Annotated in this window: 18 protein-coding genes; 11 read left to right on the forward strand and 7 right to left on the reverse strand. The window is 43.8% G+C overall.

Annotated elements, in window-relative coordinates; all coding sequences use genetic code 11:
- The first annotated feature begins 49 nt into the window (after nucleotides 1-49).
- Together lipL and GXP75_RS07055 are read left to right on the forward strand one after the other, a co-directional pair.
- Nucleotides 50-895 carry an octanoyl-[GcvH]:protein N-octanoyltransferase gene (gene lipL, locus GXP75_RS07050; protein WP_242556458.1) on the forward strand — a complete coding sequence of 282 codons (846 nt, stop codon included), beginning with the start codon at nucleotides 50-52 and terminating at the stop codon, nucleotides 893-895.
- Nucleotides 896-1,142: 247 nt separating this feature from the next.
- Nucleotides 1,143-2,033: a carboxylate/amino acid/amine transporter gene (locus GXP75_RS07055; RefSeq protein ID WP_242556459.1), complete on the forward strand. Its 891-nt coding sequence runs from the start codon at nucleotides 1,143-1,145 to the stop codon at nucleotides 2,031-2,033.
- 84 nt (nucleotides 2,034-2,117) lie between these two features.
- On the opposite strand, the gene zapB is transcribed toward GXP75_RS07055, so the two are convergent.
- Nucleotides 2,118-2,897 carry a cell division protein ZapB gene (gene zapB, locus GXP75_RS07060; protein ID WP_013390682.1) on the reverse strand — a complete coding sequence of 260 codons (780 nt, stop codon included), beginning with the start codon at nucleotides 2,895-2,897 and terminating at the stop codon, nucleotides 2,118-2,120.
- A gap of 237 nt (nucleotides 2,898-3,134) precedes the next feature.
- On the opposite strand from zapB, the gene GXP75_RS07065 reads away from it, so the two are divergent.
- The 3 genes from GXP75_RS07065 (at nucleotide 3,135) to GXP75_RS07075 (ending at nucleotide 5,358) form a co-directional block, all read left to right on the forward strand.
- A complete protein-coding gene (locus tag GXP75_RS07065) occupies nucleotides 3,135-3,356 on the forward strand; it encodes a YuzB family protein (RefSeq protein WP_003326475.1) in 222 nt (73 codons plus the stop codon).
- Nucleotides 3,357-3,521: 165 nt separating this feature from the next.
- On the forward strand, nucleotides 3,522-4,823 hold the full coding sequence (locus GXP75_RS07070; RefSeq protein WP_150224175.1) for an HD domain-containing protein: 1,302 nt from the start codon (nucleotides 3,522-3,524) through the stop codon (nucleotides 4,821-4,823).
- A 34-nt stretch (nucleotides 4,824-4,857) separates the two neighbouring features.
- Entirely contained in the window at nucleotides 4,858-5,358 is a 501-nt protein-coding gene (locus GXP75_RS07075; RefSeq protein WP_003326477.1) for a YwgA family protein, read from the forward strand.
- Between the two features lie 102 nt (nucleotides 5,359-5,460).
- Here the strand turns inward: GXP75_RS07075 and GXP75_RS07080 are convergent, their stop codons facing one another.
- On the reverse strand, nucleotides 5,461-6,840 hold the full coding sequence (locus GXP75_RS07080) for an amino acid permease (RefSeq protein ID WP_242556460.1): 1,380 nt from the start codon (nucleotides 6,838-6,840) through the stop codon (nucleotides 5,461-5,463).
- A 582-nt stretch (nucleotides 6,841-7,422) separates the two neighbouring features.
- Between GXP75_RS07080 and GXP75_RS07085 the strand changes: the two genes are divergently transcribed.
- Complete coding sequence (locus GXP75_RS07085; RefSeq protein WP_061572205.1) at nucleotides 7,423-7,839, forward strand: MarR family transcriptional regulator; 417 nt, start codon at nucleotides 7,423-7,425, stop codon at nucleotides 7,837-7,839.
- Nucleotides 7,840-7,891: 52 nt separating this feature from the next.
- Here GXP75_RS07085 and GXP75_RS07090 read toward each other — a convergent pair whose 3' ends face one another.
- Nucleotides 7,892-8,080, reverse strand: a complete 189-nt coding sequence (locus GXP75_RS07090) for a 2-hydroxymuconate tautomerase (protein ID WP_003326481.1) — start codon at nucleotides 8,078-8,080, stop codon at nucleotides 7,892-7,894.
- Between the two features lie 108 nt (nucleotides 8,081-8,188).
- Between GXP75_RS07090 and GXP75_RS07095 the strand changes: the two genes are divergently transcribed.
- The 3 genes from GXP75_RS07095 to GXP75_RS07105 all read left to right on the forward strand — a co-directional run bounded on the left by GXP75_RS07095 (nucleotide 8,189) and on the right by GXP75_RS07105 (nucleotide 9,713).
- Nucleotides 8,189-8,848, forward strand: coding sequence for a site-2 protease family protein (locus GXP75_RS07095; RefSeq protein WP_003326482.1), 660 nt, complete (start codon nucleotides 8,189-8,191; stop codon nucleotides 8,846-8,848).
- 12 nt (nucleotides 8,849-8,860) lie between these two features.
- Nucleotides 8,861-9,382, forward strand: coding sequence for a YwhD family protein (locus GXP75_RS07100; RefSeq protein ID WP_242556461.1), 522 nt, complete (start codon nucleotides 8,861-8,863; stop codon nucleotides 9,380-9,382).
- Between the two features lie 82 nt (nucleotides 9,383-9,464).
- Entirely contained in the window at nucleotides 9,465-9,713 is a 249-nt protein-coding gene (locus GXP75_RS07105) for a hypothetical protein (RefSeq protein WP_242556462.1), read from the forward strand.
- Nucleotides 9,714-9,753: 40 nt separating this feature from the next.
- Here GXP75_RS07105 and GXP75_RS07110 read toward each other — a convergent pair whose 3' ends face one another.
- Nucleotides 9,754-11,829, reverse strand: a complete 2,076-nt coding sequence (locus GXP75_RS07110) for a transglycosylase domain-containing protein (RefSeq protein WP_214916018.1) — start codon at nucleotides 11,827-11,829, stop codon at nucleotides 9,754-9,756.
- Nucleotides 11,830-12,033: 204 nt separating this feature from the next.
- Between GXP75_RS07110 and speE the strand changes: the two genes are divergently transcribed.
- Nucleotides 12,034-12,864 (forward strand): spermidine synthase, encoded by an 831-nt coding sequence (gene speE, locus GXP75_RS07115; protein WP_003326486.1) that lies wholly within the window; start codon nucleotides 12,034-12,036, stop codon nucleotides 12,862-12,864.
- Between the two features lie 60 nt (nucleotides 12,865-12,924).
- The gene (gene speB / locus GXP75_RS07120) at nucleotides 12,925-13,797 is read left to right on the forward strand and encodes an agmatinase (protein ID WP_214916641.1); all 873 of its coding nucleotides are present in this window, start codon (nucleotides 12,925-12,927) and stop codon (nucleotides 13,795-13,797) included.
- Nucleotides 13,798-13,841: 44 nt separating this feature from the next.
- On the opposite strand, the gene GXP75_RS07125 is transcribed toward speB, so the two are convergent.
- From GXP75_RS07125 to GXP75_RS07135, 3 genes are read right to left on the reverse strand one after another with little or no spacing between them, the layout of a single operon-like run.
- Nucleotides 13,842-14,399 (reverse strand): hypothetical protein, encoded by a 558-nt coding sequence (locus GXP75_RS07125; RefSeq protein ID WP_242556463.1) that lies wholly within the window; start codon nucleotides 14,397-14,399, stop codon nucleotides 13,842-13,844.
- Nucleotides 14,392-15,039: an ABC transporter ATP-binding protein gene (locus GXP75_RS07130; RefSeq protein ID WP_242556464.1), complete on the reverse strand. Its 648-nt coding sequence runs from the start codon at nucleotides 15,037-15,039 to the stop codon at nucleotides 14,392-14,394. Before GXP75_RS07130 ends, GXP75_RS07125 begins: the two co-directional genes overlap by 8 nt.
- Before the next feature lie 2 nt (nucleotides 15,040-15,041).
- The gene (locus tag GXP75_RS07135) at nucleotides 15,042-15,839 is read right to left on the reverse strand and encodes a hypothetical protein (protein WP_242556465.1); all 798 of its coding nucleotides are present in this window, start codon (nucleotides 15,837-15,839) and stop codon (nucleotides 15,042-15,044) included.
- Between the last annotated feature and the right edge of the window lie 3 nt (nucleotides 15,840-15,842).

Genomic DNA, 15,842 nt, shown 5'->3' on the forward strand with positions numbered 1-15,842 from the left:
TGATATAATAGTCTTATTCATAAACCTATAACGAAAGGGTTTTACATAGATGGCAAAGCAACCGATTGATCTATTGATGCAGCCGAAGTGGAGAATAATTGACCAATCCAGTCTCGGCCCATATTTCGACGCAAAGCAGTCATTTGCGATGGACGACACGCTGTGCGCGTCTGTCGGCAAAGGACTATCGCCGGCGACAGCCCGTTCTTGGGTGCACCACCAAACCATTGTTCTCGGCATTCAGGACACAAGGCTGCCGTATTTGGAAGACGGCGTAAGATTATTAGAAAACGAGGGTTATCGCGTCATTGTCCGAAACTCAGGCGGTCTCGCAGTCGTTTTGGATGAGGGCGTTCTGAACATTTCACTCATATTTGAAGACCAAAAAAAGGGGATCGACATAGACAGAGGCTACGAAGCGATGGTCGAGCTGATGAAACGTATGCTGAAATCATATGAGGCGAAGATTGAGGCGTACGAAATTGAAGGCTCATACTGCCCGGGAAGCTATGACCTCAGCATCGGCGGAAAAAAATTTGCCGGCATTTCCCAACGGCGCCTGCGCGGCGGGGTTGCTGTCCAGATTTACCTTTGCGCTGATAAAAGCGGAAGCGAACGGGCTGATCTGATCAGGCAATTCTATCAAGCCGCCCTGAAAGATAAATCAAATGACGTAAAAGGAGTCTATCCCGATATACGCCCGGAAACAATGGCTTCCTTAAGCGAACTGCTGCAAACGGATATCACCGTTCAGGATTTAATGCTGTCTTTACTCACAGAGTTAAAACAACTGGGCAGCCACCTCTATTCGGCAGGATTAACAATAGATGAAGAGCTGGAGTTTGAGAAAAACCTTGTCCGGATGGTCGAGCGGAATGAAAAAGTGTTTAGTTAAGTAAATAGAGAAATGCTGAAAGCTTGGAATGGTTCCAGGCTTTTTTATGAATTTTTGGATGACCTTCTTTCTGCGAGAGCATATATCCTGATAAAGCGTCTTTTCATCATTAGATGGTTGCATTCCCGATAGTGATTCAATGCCTTTCCTTCCTTTGGATAACTATTTCTTGCAAACGGACAAAAATGCAAACCGGAAAAGCGATAAAATAAAAGAACCAATCTCAGGATAAAAAGGGGAGATACGTATGAAAGGCAATCTTTATAGTTTGTTTGTGCTTGCGGCGGCTTTCTTTTGGGGCACAACAGGCACTGTGCAGGCTTTGGCCCCTGAAGAGTCAACTCCGCTGGCCTTTGGGGCAATCAGACTGTTGATAGGAGGAAGCGTTATGCTTCTGGTCGTTTTTATAAGCGGAAAGCTTGATTTGAAGAACTGGTCGTGGCGCTTAGTTTTTCTTGCCGCAGTCTGCATGGCTTGTTATCAGCCGTTTTTTTTCACCGCCGTTAAGGAGACGGGAATCGCCGTGGGCACTGTCATTGCGATCGGGAGCGCTCCTATTATAGCCGGAAGTTTGGAATGGGCTGTTTTTAAAAAACGTCCGCAAAAGTCATGGTGGGCCGCTACGGTTCTGGCTCTTGCCGGATGCTGGCTGTTGTTCGCCGACAGTTCTGCTGTTCATGTTGAACTTACTGGTGTCATTCTGGCTCTGGGTGCGGGCGCGTCTTTTGCGGGCTACACGTTAATCAGTAAGTCGCTGATAAAAACCCAGCCTCCCGAAGCCTCGGCAGCCGTTATCTTTATGATCAGCGCGTTGTTGCTTTCACCGCTTTTATTGCAGGAAGATACGGCTTGGATACTCACAGGGCGCGGAGCCGGCGTAAGCCTTTATATAGGGATCATCGCGACATGTGCGGCTTACTTCATGTTTACAAAAGGGCTGACGGCCGTCCCCGCTTCCGCTGCGGTCACGTTATCCTTGGCAGAGCCGCTGACAGCGTCGTTATTGGGGGTTTTCTTTATCGGTGAGATGCTGACGCTTTCCTCATGGATTGGAATCGCCCTTATGCTGTTAGGGTTACTGGTGATCTCCGCGTCACCGCGTAAACATGAGCCGGCGGGAAGCGTTCATGTGTCTTAATAGATTCACGTGTACCTTAATATAAAACAATAAAGAACACAAAAGGTAAAAACCCCCTTTTCACAATATAAAAGGGGGTTTTTGCTATTCGGCCATTTTTTCTAGATTTCCGTTCCGATCCATCTTAAATGATGGTGAGGCATGTTCATCTTCTTCAAATAAAACTAGTTTTCTGGCTCTATTCATAATTCTGACAAGGGTTTCGTAATCTTCCTGGATTGTTGTGTGATCCTTTTCAAGCTTTTGAACCTCTGTTTCAAGCTGTTCGATTTTGTTTTGTAATTCTTGGTTTTCCTGTTTTAAACGATCATTTTCCATCTTAAAAGCCGCTGATTGTTCACTGTTGCCTTGATAACCCTGTAAAAAGCGGATGACATCGTCCATCGTCATCGTCATCTCCGGCGCCGCTGATTGAGGAGACAATAAGTGTGATAGACTAGCTAACTCTTCCTTAAAACTTTCATCTACATAAGGCATATGTTCACCTGTCATAACAGGAACCTGAGTCTCTTCTGGCGCCGCTGCCTCGGTTTGAACGGGTTCTTGTACGGCTGGTTCATTTATCGCCTCAGTCTCAACTGCCGGCGGCTGATATAATAAACGTTTTTTCGCAGGCTGGCCGTTTCCGAGAGCCCTCATTCGCTGTTTTCGCTGTTTTTTGGCAAGCTGAAGAGCTTTTTCATATTGATGCCGGACGACGGCGTTCCACCTGAACCCGCAGGCCGCAGATGTTCGGTTTAATTTATCACCGACTTCTTCAAAGGCGTTCAACTGAGTGCTTCCTTCTCGTACATGCCGCAGCACGGTTTCGGCAAGCAGCAAATCATTTTCTTCTGACCAAGCGTCTTGACGTTGTTTTGTCATTGGATCTCAACCCCCAAATATTCTTTTGATGATATTAGAATGTCCAGATTGGAAAATATTTATACAAGGTTGATGAAAGAATAGGAGATACGGAGGGAAAACGCGATCAGGCGGGATTTTACTAAGACTGCTTGCGGGAATTGGCGAATCCTTGTACAATTAAGAGTGATGTTATTTTTTAAAAGCGTATTTAAATGTTTGACATAGATGAACATAGAATGAAGGGAAGCGTACGTCATGGCTAATGAATTTCGAGTGTGTGATGATTGCCAAGCCACAAATATCAAAACATTGCTGCCGCGTTTAAAAGAAGTGGACCCGGATGCCAAAGTGGAAGTAGGCTGCCAATCTTATTGCGGTCCCGGGCGGAAAAAATCGTTTGCTTTCGTGAACAATCGTCCGCTGTCAGCTCCGAATGAGGATGAGCTGCTTGAAAAAGTAAAAAAGAAAATAAAATAACGAAAAGTTGTTTTTTTAACAGCCTCGGCCCATGGGTCAGGCTTTTTTGCTTCATAAAAAGCGTTTTTCGGTAAACTGGAACAAAACGCCGGACAAATTCAAGGATGTTTTCAAAGAATAGAGCCGATATAATAGAAGCATGGCTAAAAAAAAGAGGGAATGACGATGGCGTATCCAAATGGAAAATTATCAGAAGAAAAAGTGTTTAAAGATCCGGTGCACCGCTATGTGCATGTCCGGGACAAGCTGATATGGGATTTAATCGGAACCCGTGAATTTCAGCGGCTGCGCCGGATTAAACAGCTCGGCACGACCTATTTGACGTTTCATGGAGCTGAACACAGCCGTTTTAACCATTCTCTCGGTGTCTATGAGATTGTCAGAAGAATGGTTGACGATGTCTTTAAAGGCCGGCCGGAATGGGACGACAGTGAGCGTGAACTCTGCCTGAGCGCCGCGCTGCTCCACGATTTGGGGCACGGACCGTTTTCACATTCATTTGAGAAAGTCTTTCATCTTGACCATGAAGATTTTACAAGGGACATCATTTTGGGAGATACGGAGGTCAACCAGGTTCTCAAAAAAGTAAGTCCCGATTTCCCGCGGGATGTCGCTGAAGTCATTGCCAAAACATATAAGAATAAGCAAGTGGTCAGCCTGATTTCGAGTCAGATTGACGCGGACCGCATGGATTATCTTCAGCGGGACGCCTATTACACGGGTGTGAGCTATGGCCACTTTGATATGGAGCGGATTCTTCGGGTCATGCGCCCTCGCGAGGATCAGATTGTGATTAAACAGAGCGGGATGCATGCTGTCGAAGACTATATTATGAGCCGTTATCAAATGTACTGGCAGGTCTATTTCCACCCGGTCACCCGGAGTGCCGAAGTCATCTTGACAAAAATCCTGCACAGAGCAAAGCAGCTGCATGAGGAAGGCTATATCTTCACGCATGCTCCGGTTCATTTTTACTCGATTTTTGAAGGGAATTTGACGCTTGAGGATTATCTGAAGCTGGATGAGTCGATTATCCTGTACTATTTTCAGGCTTGGGAAGAAGAAGAGGACGCGATTCTGTCGGACCTTTGCCGCAGATTTATTAACCGCCAGCTGTTCCAATACGTTGAATTTAATCCAAATGAAGAAATGACTGCTTACTTTGAGTTGACAGCTTTGTTCAAAGAGGCGGGGATTGACCCGGGCTATTATTTGGTTGTCGATTCTTCGTCCGACCTGCCGTATGATTTTTACCGGCCGGGAGAGGAAGAAGAGCGTCTGCCGATTCACCTCTTAACGCAAAGCGGGCAAATTAAAGAATTGTCCAGACAGTCAGCCATCGTTGACTCGATTTCTGGGAAAAGACGGACCGACCATAAGCTGTATTTTCCGATGGACCTTATTACCGGCGGAGCAGAAAACAGGGAAGCGAAAATGAAAATCCAGCAGCTGCTGGGACTGACATAGAGATGTAATGAAGGAAAAAGGAGATGTCGGGGATTTGTTGAAAGAACATGCAAAACTGATGAAGGTGTTCTCGGATTCTGGAGAAATCGTCGGGCGGAAGAAGCTGCAAAAGATGATTTATATCGCTAAGAAAATGCAGTACCCCTTTTATGAAAAATACGATTTTCACTTTTACGGCCCTTATTCTGAGGAACTGACACTTCAAATAGAAGAGCTGTGCAACCTCGGATTTCTGCATGAGGTCAAAGAGAAAAAGGGTGGTTATTTTCAATACCGCTATTCGCTGACGGACACGGGGGCGGAGTTCTTGCATCACGCCGAACTTGATATGCCCGATATGAAAGAGTATATCGACCGCGTCAACAGCCGTTCATCACGGTTTCTGGAGCTTGTCTCCACGATTATGTACTTTGACGGGCTTGAGGCTGAGGAGAAGAAAAATAAGGTGTTCACCATTAAAAGCAAGCTGAAATATACAAACGAAGAATATGACGAAGCGCTTCAATACATAGAGGAACTGAAGCAGATTTGTTAGCGGAAAGGCAAAAGAACAGGGAATGCGCCCGTTTCTTTTGCCTTTTTTATTTCTCTCTGACAAGAAAAAAACCAGTCCGCTGGTAAGCGGGCTGGTTTTCATTTATTTTCTTAATAAGCTGTGCTTGTACGAATACAAAAAGTAAACGGCCGCGCCTACGATGATCCAGATCAGGAAATACAGCCACGTTTTCCCCGGCAGGTTGATCATTAAGAACAAACAGCAGACAATGGAGAGGATAGGCAGCACCGGAACAAACGGGACACGAAATCCGCGTTTCAGATTCTTATGAGTGCGGCGCAGAATCAAAACGGATAAGCTGACCATGGCAAAGGTGAGCAGCGCGCCGATATTGGCGAGGTTAGACAGCTCTTTCAGGTCAATGAATCCAGCCACAAGGGCGCTTAATGTTCCGATCAGCCAAGTATTCCAGACCGGCGCTTCTGACTTTCGGCCGACAATATTGAAAACTTTCGGCAGCATTCCATCTCTTGCCATCGCGAAGGAAATCCGCGATGCGGCGTATGTATTGGCAAGAATAACAGCCATCAGGCCAATGATAGCCCCCACTGAAATAATACCCGCAACAGCGTTTTGGTGTACGGCTTCTAATACGTAAGACATGGCTTCCGGCACATTCAGCTCGGAATAAGGAACCATTCCCGTCATGACAAGGCAGACCAATACATAGATCATTGTGCAAACCAGCAATGATCCGATAATGCCGATTGGCAAATTACGCTGCGGTTTTTTGACTTCTTCAGCAGACGCTGAGATGGCGTCAAACCCTAAAAATGCAAAAAAGACCGCAGAAGCCCCGGTGATAATGCCTTGCACACCGTAAGGCATAAAAGGATGCCAGTTGTCAGGCTTTACATAAAAGCTTCCGGTTACTATAAATAATAATACAATACTTATTTTCACAAGCACCATTACATTATTGAAGGTTTTGCTTTCCTTTGAACCTCTCGAAAGCACAGCCGTAATCAGCAATGTAATGATAATGGCAGGAAGATTGACGGTTCCTCCTTGGCTCGGTACGGTCAGCAGGGTATCCGGTATAGATAAATGGAAACCGCCTAACAAATTATTAAAGTAGCTGGACCAGCCGCTCGCCACCGCAGAAGTTGTCACCATGTATACGGATAACAATGTCCATCCCATAAGGTGGCCGATGATTTCTCCCATTGTCGTGTACGAATAAATATATGCACTTCCGTATACAGGAAGGCAGGAAGCAATTTCCGCATAACAAAGCGCTGCCAGACTGCACACGACAGCGGCTATAATAAATGAAAAAATTACGGAAGGACCAGCATCATTTGCGGCTGTGATACCTGTGAGCACCATTACGCCCGTTCCGATTACAGCGCCGATTCCCATTAAGGTTAAGTCGAAGGCGCCCATTGTTTTAGCCGTTTTTCGGCTGCGGCTTTGTTCAAGCAGTTGACCAATGTCTTTCTTTTGCAGGATATTCCGCAACACGCATCCCTCCATCCAAGAAGCAAAAGCTATGAGGAATTCTTTGGCTTTTGCCCGTGTTACATAGTTTTTAAATCATTTTTTTGTATGTTGCCCGAATGTTTGGGGCAGCCGCTTTTTGAAATGATTTCCTAAAAGGTATGAAATTCAGTCTTCGAACATTGCCGGCACCAGTTACTTTCTGCCGTATGTACACTATCTTGTCTCCGCCGAACACGCTGATATCCTTGCAGATGTCAGCGATAAAAAGCCATACTTATTGATTTTACCTGAATCCCTCCTATAAAACCAGCATCACTGGCTAAGATGTCAGCCATAACGTTTGAAAGCGTCAGGGGATAAAAGCGGCCGAATAAATACCATTTTAGAATAAATTATAAACTTTGTAAAATAGATTAGTTTGTGAATAATTCGATTTTAGAATTAAATATTGGAATAAAAGGGAATTTATTTCCCTGGACTAGTTAAAAAGTTGTGCTGCATCAGCTTGCTTTTTTGACTTTACCAGGAGGATATCAGTAAAATATGTAGTAAAAGCATTCAGATGTTCTGATGAATGGATCTGGAAATGAGGAACCTCACATGAATTACGATAAAATGGAAGCCAATCTGCTTGACCACGCCCTCACGAAGTATTTGAAAACAACGAAACAATTAGATGAAGCAACCGTCCCGAAACCTGTGAATAATATTCGCGGATTTATTCTCCGCATTATTTATAGACACGGAAGTTGCACCATTAAAGATATTTTACAGGAAGTGACGCTGTCTCCATCTGCGACGACGACTGCGCTTAATCATTTAGAACAGGCAGGTTTGATCGAAAGGTCCAGAAATAACGATGACCGCCGCACTGTGTGGATCACGCTTTCTGAATCTGGCAGGCAGGCCGCTGTTCAAATGATTGAAAACAGGCAAAGCCTGATTGATGATATGTTTGGCCGATTAACGGAAGAAGAGAAGCAGACATTTTTTTCACTCATAAAGAAAATCATGTAATAGGAAAAGAAAAAGCCGGCGCGTGTATGACGCACTGGCCTTTATAAGGAGATTATTCCATATCGCTTAAGCGTTTGCCGGCGATGGCATAATGATCCTTTCTCATTTCCTCTATCATGACGACAATTTTTTCTTCAGCCGCTCCGGTTGTTTCTTTTACTGCTTCTGTCACTTTCTCGACAAGGTTGCGCTTTTGCTCATCTGTGCGGCCTTCGAGCATTTTGACGGTTACGTATGGCATGGGTGCTGAATCCTCCTTAAAATCGTTTCCTCTCTTTAGGTAGAGAGGCTTCTTATAGTATACTGAATAAAGTAAATTCTTGCATTTTAGAAAGAGGGATTTCAGCCTTTGGACCGTTTTTTATATTATCCGTTAGAACTGATGCCATATCTTGTGATCACATTGATTGTTGCATTTACGATGCACGAGCTTGCCCATGCCTATGTAGCGTATTTATTCGGTGATGATACAGCGAAAAAGCAAGGCCGGCTGACACTGAATCCGATCAAACATCTTGATCCGTTCGGCACGATTTTAATTTTAGTCATGGGCTTTGGATGGGCGCGGCCGGTGCCGGTGAATCGCAATCTCTTGAAAAAACCCCGTCTGGCGGGAATTCTGGTCTCTATTGCAGGACCTGTCAGCAACCTGATTCTTGCGTTTATCGGTTTCCTTTTGTTAGTGTTGATGCATGCTTACGGAGCCGAGCTGCTATCGGCTTTCAGTACGGGTTTGGACCAATTTTTTAACATTTGGATCAATTTAAATCTTGTCTTGTTTTTATTTAACCTGCTGCCGCTGCCGCCTCTGGACGGCTATCGGATTATTGAAGATCTCGTCTCGCCGCGTCTGCGCGTCAAGCTCTCTCAATATGAAAGTTACGGCGTTATTGTGTTTTTAATTTTATTTATTACCCCGCTCGGATCTTACGTGCTCTGGCCTATGCTAGGTAAGGGCAGGGATTCGATTATTGAGTTGTTTACAACGATATTTCAACCGCTTTTGTAGGAGGTATGACTCATGGAAGAAGGAAAGAAGAAAAAATCAATCGGATTTAATATTATCAAAAGTGATCCGACGGATGGACATGGCGGTTTTGGCGTGGGGGCGCTCAGCCTCGATAACATTTCTCCCGTATTTGTAGATGTGGAGGAAAAGGAAGCATTCGTTGATATCGGCGCGATGCACGCCCGCAGTGTTGTTGAAAAAGGAATTAAGTTCTTGCCGAATAAAGAGGATGTGCCGAACGGAAAGCCGTACTGGCTTGTATGGGTCACCATCGACAGAAGAGAAGAGGGCCCTTATTATGCCGGTGTCACCGCTTGTGAAATGACAGTGGACAGAAGCATCAGAAGAGGTTACAAATCCTTGCCGGAGCACGTAAATCTCATGGATAAATCAATGAAGCGGCACATTATCATTGATAAAATGGATGACAGCTCGAAGCAAGTGCTCGCAGCCTTTTTGAAAAATCACGATCAAGGCTTGTGGGATCGCTCTTCATCAGAATTGAAGGCGGGATTGCTTCATGAAGAAAAGTAGTTTGTGAACTTTTTGTGAACTTTATGAATATTTGCACTTTTTTCACGGTCATTTGAGTAAACTGATGACATAGAACTAGGACATGGAAAATCCCGAGCCGAACCAAGACTCGGGGTTTTTCATTTTTTTTGCTGTTGATAAGGGAGATATTATGTATCAAACAATTAAAGTCGGCGATTGGGTTATTGAAGCGGACATGGAAGAGACGAGAAAGCAGTATGAGAAAGATATTGATGATATGTGCGGATGCGGCAACTGGCTTAATTTCCATGCAGCAGTGAGAATAGCTCAAGTTTTAGAAGGTTTAGGTCTAGTGTCGTCCAATAGATGAATCATACGAATAACCCGGCATACAAGCAGCCGGGTTATTCTCAATGATTCCGCCCCAGCCATTTGTCCCACCATTTTTTCGGAGAAGCGGGCTTTTCTTTGACTGGATTTTGATCTTTTGTTTGTTTTACAGGTTCTGATCCGAAGCATACATTGGACGGCTCCGTGCCTTCAATAAAATACGTATAGTGCTTGGCTGCACAGCCCGGCCCTGATGTGTAGCCTGTTGTCGGATCGATATAAACGCCGGTTACTCCTTTCGGCGGTTTGAATGCTGTTTCCGGTTCTCCTTTGAGCGCATCCTCCATAAACTCCGCCCAAATCGTTTTGGCGTAGCTTTTTTCCTCCACCGCGTCGATGGTGCTGTTTTTGTCATAGCCGGTCCAGATACCGGCTGCCAGCTTCGGATTGAAGCCGATCATCCAGCTGTCTGCACTTGTCGTGCCTGATTTTCCCGCATAGGTTCTTGTCAGGCGATCGGTGATTGTTCGGCCCGTCACCGAGGTATAACCGTTTAAATCCTTGTCGAACATGCCTGTCATCATACTAGCCGTGACAAAGGCGGCTTTTTCATCCAGCACCTGTTTATGCTGAGGCGGGTTTTCGTAAAGCACATTTCCGGCTGCGTCAGTTACCTTCGTGATAAAGGTCGGTTCGATTTGTTTCCCGCCGTTTGCCAGCATCGCATAAGCATTGACCATCTCAATCGGGCGCACGGGTTCTGTGCCGAGGGCCAAAGATGGAAGCGCTTGAAGAGGCGCGGTAATGCCGAATTCCTTGGCTGCGGAAACAAGCTTGTTCATACCGAGAAAAAGATGTGTTTTCACGGCATAAATGTTGTCAGAAAGCGCCAGCGCCTGAAGAAGCGTAATCGGTTTGTTTGCATAATACCCGTTGTAGTTGCTTGGGGAATAGGTTTCTCCTTTTGCGTCAATTTGAAATTCGGTTTCTTCGCTTTTCATCAATGTCACGGGTGTAAACCCGCTCTGGATCGCTTTATAATACAGTAAAGGCTTGATCGTTGAAGCCGGCTGGCGCTTTGCTTGTGTCGTCCGGTCAAACGGGCTTTTTTGATAGTCCCGGCCGCCGACCAGGGCGAGAACTTTACCTGTGTCCGGATCAATTGCCGAAAATCCGATTTGTATGTCCGACCCTGCGTTGACCGTTTCGGTAATGGTCTCCTCGGCGATGCGCTGAAGCCGTTTATTCACCGTTGTATACACGTTTAACCCGCTCGTTTCAATTTGCTCCCGCGTCATGCCAAGTTTTTTCTCAAGCTCTCTCATCGCATTATCATAGAAATATGGCGCTTTTTTGCTGGATGCTTGTTTGTTTAAAGGCTGATAGGAGAGAGGCTCTTTGATCAGTTCGTCTGCTTTTTTGCGGCTGATCATCCGCTGCTTTTCCATCATCCGCAGTATCGTTTTCTGTCGCTCCTTTGCCTTCGTTTCATTCACATATGGCGAATAATCGGATGGGCCTTTCGGAATGCCTGCCAAAAGAGCAGCCTCCGCATCGGTAATGTCTTTTGCATGCTTCCCGAAATACAGACGGGACGCCGCTTCGATGCCATATGCGCCGTGGCCGTAATAGATGGTATTTAAATAGCCTTCTAATATGTCGTCCTTGGAATAGTTTTGTTCCAGACGAATTGTATAGAATGCCTCATTCCATTTGCGTTTCCATGTTTTATCATGCTCAAGGTACAAGTTTCTCGCATATTGCTGGGTAATGGTGCTTGCGCCCTGAACCTTTGCCATTGCTTTAATATCGGCAAGCGCTGCGCCGGCCATTCGCTTATAATCAAAACCGTGGTGATCATAGAAATTCTGGTCTTCAATCGCCACGGTTGCCTGAAGAATCGCGGGATTCATATTTTTCAGCGGAACCCAGTAGCGTTTTTCGCCATAGTCTGTTTCTCCGAGTTTCGACCCGTCACTCGCAAACAGAATCGTGGATTGCGGCACTTGAACAGAGGGGGCGCCCTGCCACTTGGCAATCAAAATTACAGTCAAAAACACAGTGGCGGCGAAAAGCCCCGACAGCACCGCGATAAACACGCAGGCGCGAACGGTTTTGATGGTCAGCCGCAGCCGTTTATTTGTCATTGCATCCATTAGCGGAACCCCCCTTTTCTCATGTTTCTACTATTATGAGAAAAAAAGATTGGTTTTAAACATAGACGACGGGACGCATCTTTACTTTTTCCCCGCCATCCTCTATACTTTTTCCTTAGGTGAAATTGAGAAATTCAACCGAGAATAAAAGCGGAAAAGACGCTTACAATAAATCAAATACGAGTCTTGAAAGGGAGATGACACTTGAGCGAACTTTGGTATACAGAGAAGCAGACGAAAAACTTTGGAATTACAATGAGAGTCAATAAAACATTACATACAGAACAAACTGAGTTTCAGCATTTGGAAATGGTAGAAACTGAAGAGTTCGGCAACATGCTTTATCTTGACGGAATGGTAATGACTTCTGAAAAAGATGAATTCGTGTATCATGAAATGGTGGCGCACGTACCGCTTTTCACTCACCCGAATCCTGAAAACGTACTTGTTGTCGGCGGCGGCGATGGCGGTGTCATCAGAGAAATTCTCAAGCACCCAAGCGTAAAGAAAGCGACGCTTGTAGACATCGACGGCAAGGTCATCGAATACTCGAAAAAATTCCTTCCTTCCATTGCGGGCAAGCTTGAAGATCCCCGCGTTGATGTACAGGTGGATGACGGTTTTATGCATATCGCCAAATCAGAAAATGAATATGACGTGATTATGGTAGATTCTACTGAGCCTGTGGGGCCTGCTGTGAATCTATTTTCCAAAGGCTTTTATGCCGGAATCGCAAAGGCGTTAAAAGAGGACGGCATTTTCGTCGCTCAGACGGACAACCCTTGGTTTACGCCTGAGCTGATTACAAACGTACAGCGTGATGTAAAAGAAATTTTCCCGATTACAAAGCTGTATCTTGCGAACATCCCGACATATCCAAGCGGCTTGTGGACATTTACGATCGGTTCAAAAAAACACGATCCGCTTGCAGTGGAAGAGAGCCGTTTCTTTGATATTGACACGAAATATTACACAAAAGAGATTCATAAAGCGGCGTTTGTTCTGCCGAAATTTGTGAGTGATCTGATTAAATAATGATACGAATTGCGCAGGAGCGAATCTTGCGCTTTTTTACAGGAAAGCGAGGTCTTTATGATGAGATTTGATGAAGCTTATTCAGGAAAAGTATTTATCGCGAGCCGCCCGGACTGGGAAGAGGCGGACGCCATCCTTTACGGCATGCCGATGGATTGGACGGTCAGCTATCGTCCCGGATCAAGATTCGGTCCGGGGAGAATCCGCGAGGTGTCAATCGGTCTTGAAGAGTACAGCCCGTATTTGGACCGCGACCTTGCCGACCTCAATTTCTTTGACGCCGGCGACATCCCGCTTCCGTTCGGCAACCCGCAAAAGAGCCTTGATTTGATTGAGGAATATGTGGACAGCATTTTGGAAAAAGACAAATTCCCGCTCGGCATGGGAGGGGAACATCTTGTGTCTTGGCCCGTTATCAAAGCGATGTACAAGAAATATCCGGACCTTGCGATTATCCATTTTGACGCACATACAGATCTTCGCGTTGATTATGAGGGAGAACCGCTTTCTCATTCTACGCCGATCCGCAAAGCGGCAGAATTGATCGGACCGCAAAATGTGTATTCATTCGGAATTCGTTCCGGTATGAAAGAAGAGTTCGAATGGGCAAAGGAAAACGGCATGCACATCTCTAAGTTTGAAGTGCTTGAGCCGCTGAAAGAGGTTCTTCCGAAGCTGGCAGGCCGTCCGGTATATGTCACCATCGACATTGACGTATTAGACCCTGCTCACGCACCGGGAACAGGAACCGTTGACGCAGGCGGCATCACATCTAAAGAACTGCTTGCATCCGTGCATGAAATCGCGCGTTCAGAAGTAAACGTGAAGGGCGCTGATTTAGTGGAAGTAGCTCCGATTTACGATCATTCAGAACAAACCGCTAACACGGCGAGCAAAATGATCCGTGAAATGCTGTTGGGCTTTGTGAAATAGTTTAGAAAAAGGGCCTGAATTACATTCAGGCCCTTTTTAATCTTTTAATTATTTAAAGACATTTTATATGAAATTCTTTTATTTGATTCGTCTATTACAGTATAATAAGCAGATACTTTTGATGATTCAGGATTGAAATTTTTGTAATTTACTCTTTCATCCGTATACAAACTTAATCCTACATATCCGTGTACTGTTTTTCCTGATGGGATCTCTGTATTGAATTGATACTCGTCCGGCAAATCATAATTATAAGGCATCAATTGTTTATTATATTGATACTGACCAAAAAATAAATAGTTTTTTCCGTCCGGAGAAAGTTCCTCTAAAGTAATTTTATGATTGGAGGTATTTTCAGCATTAAAAGGTAAAATGTATAAATATCTTATGGAATTTGTTTCTTTATCAACTGACTTGACTGGCTTTAATGGTTTTAGAATATGAAATTTTATTCCTTTTTTTGTATCAATCGTTTGGTTTGCGGCAATGTTAATATTTTTTGGAGTGTATTTATCATTTTGGGCGTTCACTGTATAGTAACGAAAACAGCTGAATGTTACTATCATTAATAAAATAATAAAGAAAATCCAACGCTTATTCATCTGCATCCTCCAGTTTACCTTCACTAATATCGATAATTCTGTCGACAATACTATTTTCACATAGTGTATCATCATGACTAGCCACTACAATTGTTGTGCCGTTTTCTTTTTCGGATTTTAGGATATCCAGTATAAGATTAATCCCTTTTTTGTCTAAGGCATTCGTCGGTTCATCTAATAGGAGTAATTTAGGTTTTTCCATTATTGCCTGAGCAATTCCTAAGCGTTGCTTCATCCCTAAAGAATACCGTTTGACTTTACGCTTATCTTCGGGATCTAATCCAACTTTTCTTATTACTTCTTTTATTTCTTCAACAGAAACCTTTTTCTTAATAGAGGCTAAGAATTTCAAATTTTGCAATCCTGAATAGACAGGAATGAAGCTGGGGTATTCAATTAACAGACCTGTATGCTCCGAGAAATCTGTATCTCTACCGATAACGAGACCGTTAACAGAAACTTCGCCTTTTGTTAATGTTAACAGTCCGGCAATGGCTCTTAAAATCATTGTCTTTCCAGAGCCATTATGGCCTCTTAACACAACAAATTCGTTTTCTTTAATTGAAAAACTGATATCATTTAATACATGATTTCCCTTTAATTTTTTGACCATATGTTTACATTCAATAAATGACGTCATAATTATTCTCCTAAAATATCTGTTTTTTTAATAAAAAATAAGCTGATGAAGGTGCAAGCTGCACAGAAAATGAGTGCTATGATTAAAAAATCGGAGGCATGAAAAAAACGGCCATCTGAGTAGTTAACGTTCATGCGTGAATAATCAATAAAAGCCCACTTTCCAGCCATAGCAAATGAAGCAATGAACAAAGAGCTGTGAAAAAAAATAGATATTACAATATAAACAACAATAATCATAAATGCTGATATAAAAGATATCATGAAAGTTAAAGTTTCTAGCAAAACTGCATACATAAACGAAACTAAGATTTGAATTAACATAAATAATACTACCTTGCTGTTCAGTTCTGCTGTAAAGCCTTTAAATGAGGTAAATAACATAATGTATATAAAAAGCCATATGCACCAAATAGATACAATCAGAACAAACAGTGACAAAAGTTTGCTGAATATAAATACTCCTTTTTTAGGGAGTTTCGGGAGGATATAAGCTCCAGAAATTTGAATGTCACGAAACATAAAATTACCCACAATCATCAAAGGCAGCACTTGAAAACTAATCCATTGTAGAGGGATAGATAATCTATGCTGTGTATATAAGATATGTAGATCAAAGAAATTCATCGAATGAAATAGTGTGGTCAGGCTGTCGGAAAAACTTTGATGGCCTAGCTGTCCCGTCTTCTTGCTATTCCAGAGGAAGCATAAAAGAAGGAGGGCAATAGCTAAGCTTATGACAAAGTATGTAATCTTACTTTCATTGAAACGCATTACAATATCACGTTTCAGCATATTCATAAA

Origin of the sequence: Bacillus sp. HU-1818 (genome assembly GCF_022695965.1) — a bacterium.
GTDB classification, from domain to species: domain Bacteria; phylum Bacillota; class Bacilli; order Bacillales; family Bacillaceae; genus Bacillus; species Bacillus atrophaeus.

Excerpts from the sequence above, each read along its gene's own strand:
- lipL (WP_242556458.1), top strand. The coding sequence starts at position 50 with ATGGCAAAGCAACCGATTGATCTATTGATGCAGCCGAAGTGGAGAATA.
- GXP75_RS07055 (WP_242556459.1), top strand. The coding sequence starts at position 1,143 with ATGAAAGGCAATCTTTATAGTTTGTTTGTGCTTGCGGCGGCTTTCTTT.
- zapB (WP_013390682.1), bottom strand. The coding sequence starts at position 2,897 with ATGACAAAACAACGTCAAGACGCTTGGTCAGAAGAAAATGATTTGCTG.
- GXP75_RS07065 (WP_003326475.1), top strand. The coding sequence starts at position 3,135 with ATGGCTAATGAATTTCGAGTGTGTGATGATTGCCAAGCCACAAATATC.
- GXP75_RS07070 (WP_150224175.1), top strand. The coding sequence starts at position 3,522 with ATGGCGTATCCAAATGGAAAATTATCAGAAGAAAAAGTGTTTAAAGAT.
- GXP75_RS07085 (WP_061572205.1), top strand. The coding sequence starts at position 7,423 with ATGAATTACGATAAAATGGAAGCCAATCTGCTTGACCACGCCCTCACG.
- GXP75_RS07090 (WP_003326481.1), bottom strand. The coding sequence starts at position 8,080 with ATGCCATACGTAACCGTCAAAATGCTCGAAGGCCGCACAGATGAGCAA.
- GXP75_RS07100 (WP_242556461.1), top strand. The coding sequence starts at position 8,861 with ATGGAAGAAGGAAAGAAGAAAAAATCAATCGGATTTAATATTATCAAA.
- GXP75_RS07105 (WP_242556462.1), top strand. The coding sequence starts at position 9,465 with ATGGAAAATCCCGAGCCGAACCAAGACTCGGGGTTTTTCATTTTTTTT.
- GXP75_RS07110 (WP_214916018.1), bottom strand. The coding sequence starts at position 11,829 with ATGGATGCAATGACAAATAAACGGCTGCGGCTGACCATCAAAACCGTT.
- speB (WP_214916641.1), top strand. The coding sequence starts at position 12,925 with ATGAGATTTGATGAAGCTTATTCAGGAAAAGTATTTATCGCGAGCCGC.
- GXP75_RS07125 (WP_242556463.1), bottom strand. The coding sequence starts at position 14,399 with ATGAATAAGCGTTGGATTTTCTTTATTATTTTATTAATGATAGTAACA.
- GXP75_RS07130 (WP_242556464.1), bottom strand. The coding sequence starts at position 15,039 with ATGACGTCATTTATTGAATGTAAACATATGGTCAAAAAATTAAAGGGA.
- GXP75_RS07135 (WP_242556465.1), bottom strand. The coding sequence starts at position 15,839 with ATGAATATGCTGAAACGTGATATTGTAATGCGTTTCAATGAAAGTAAG.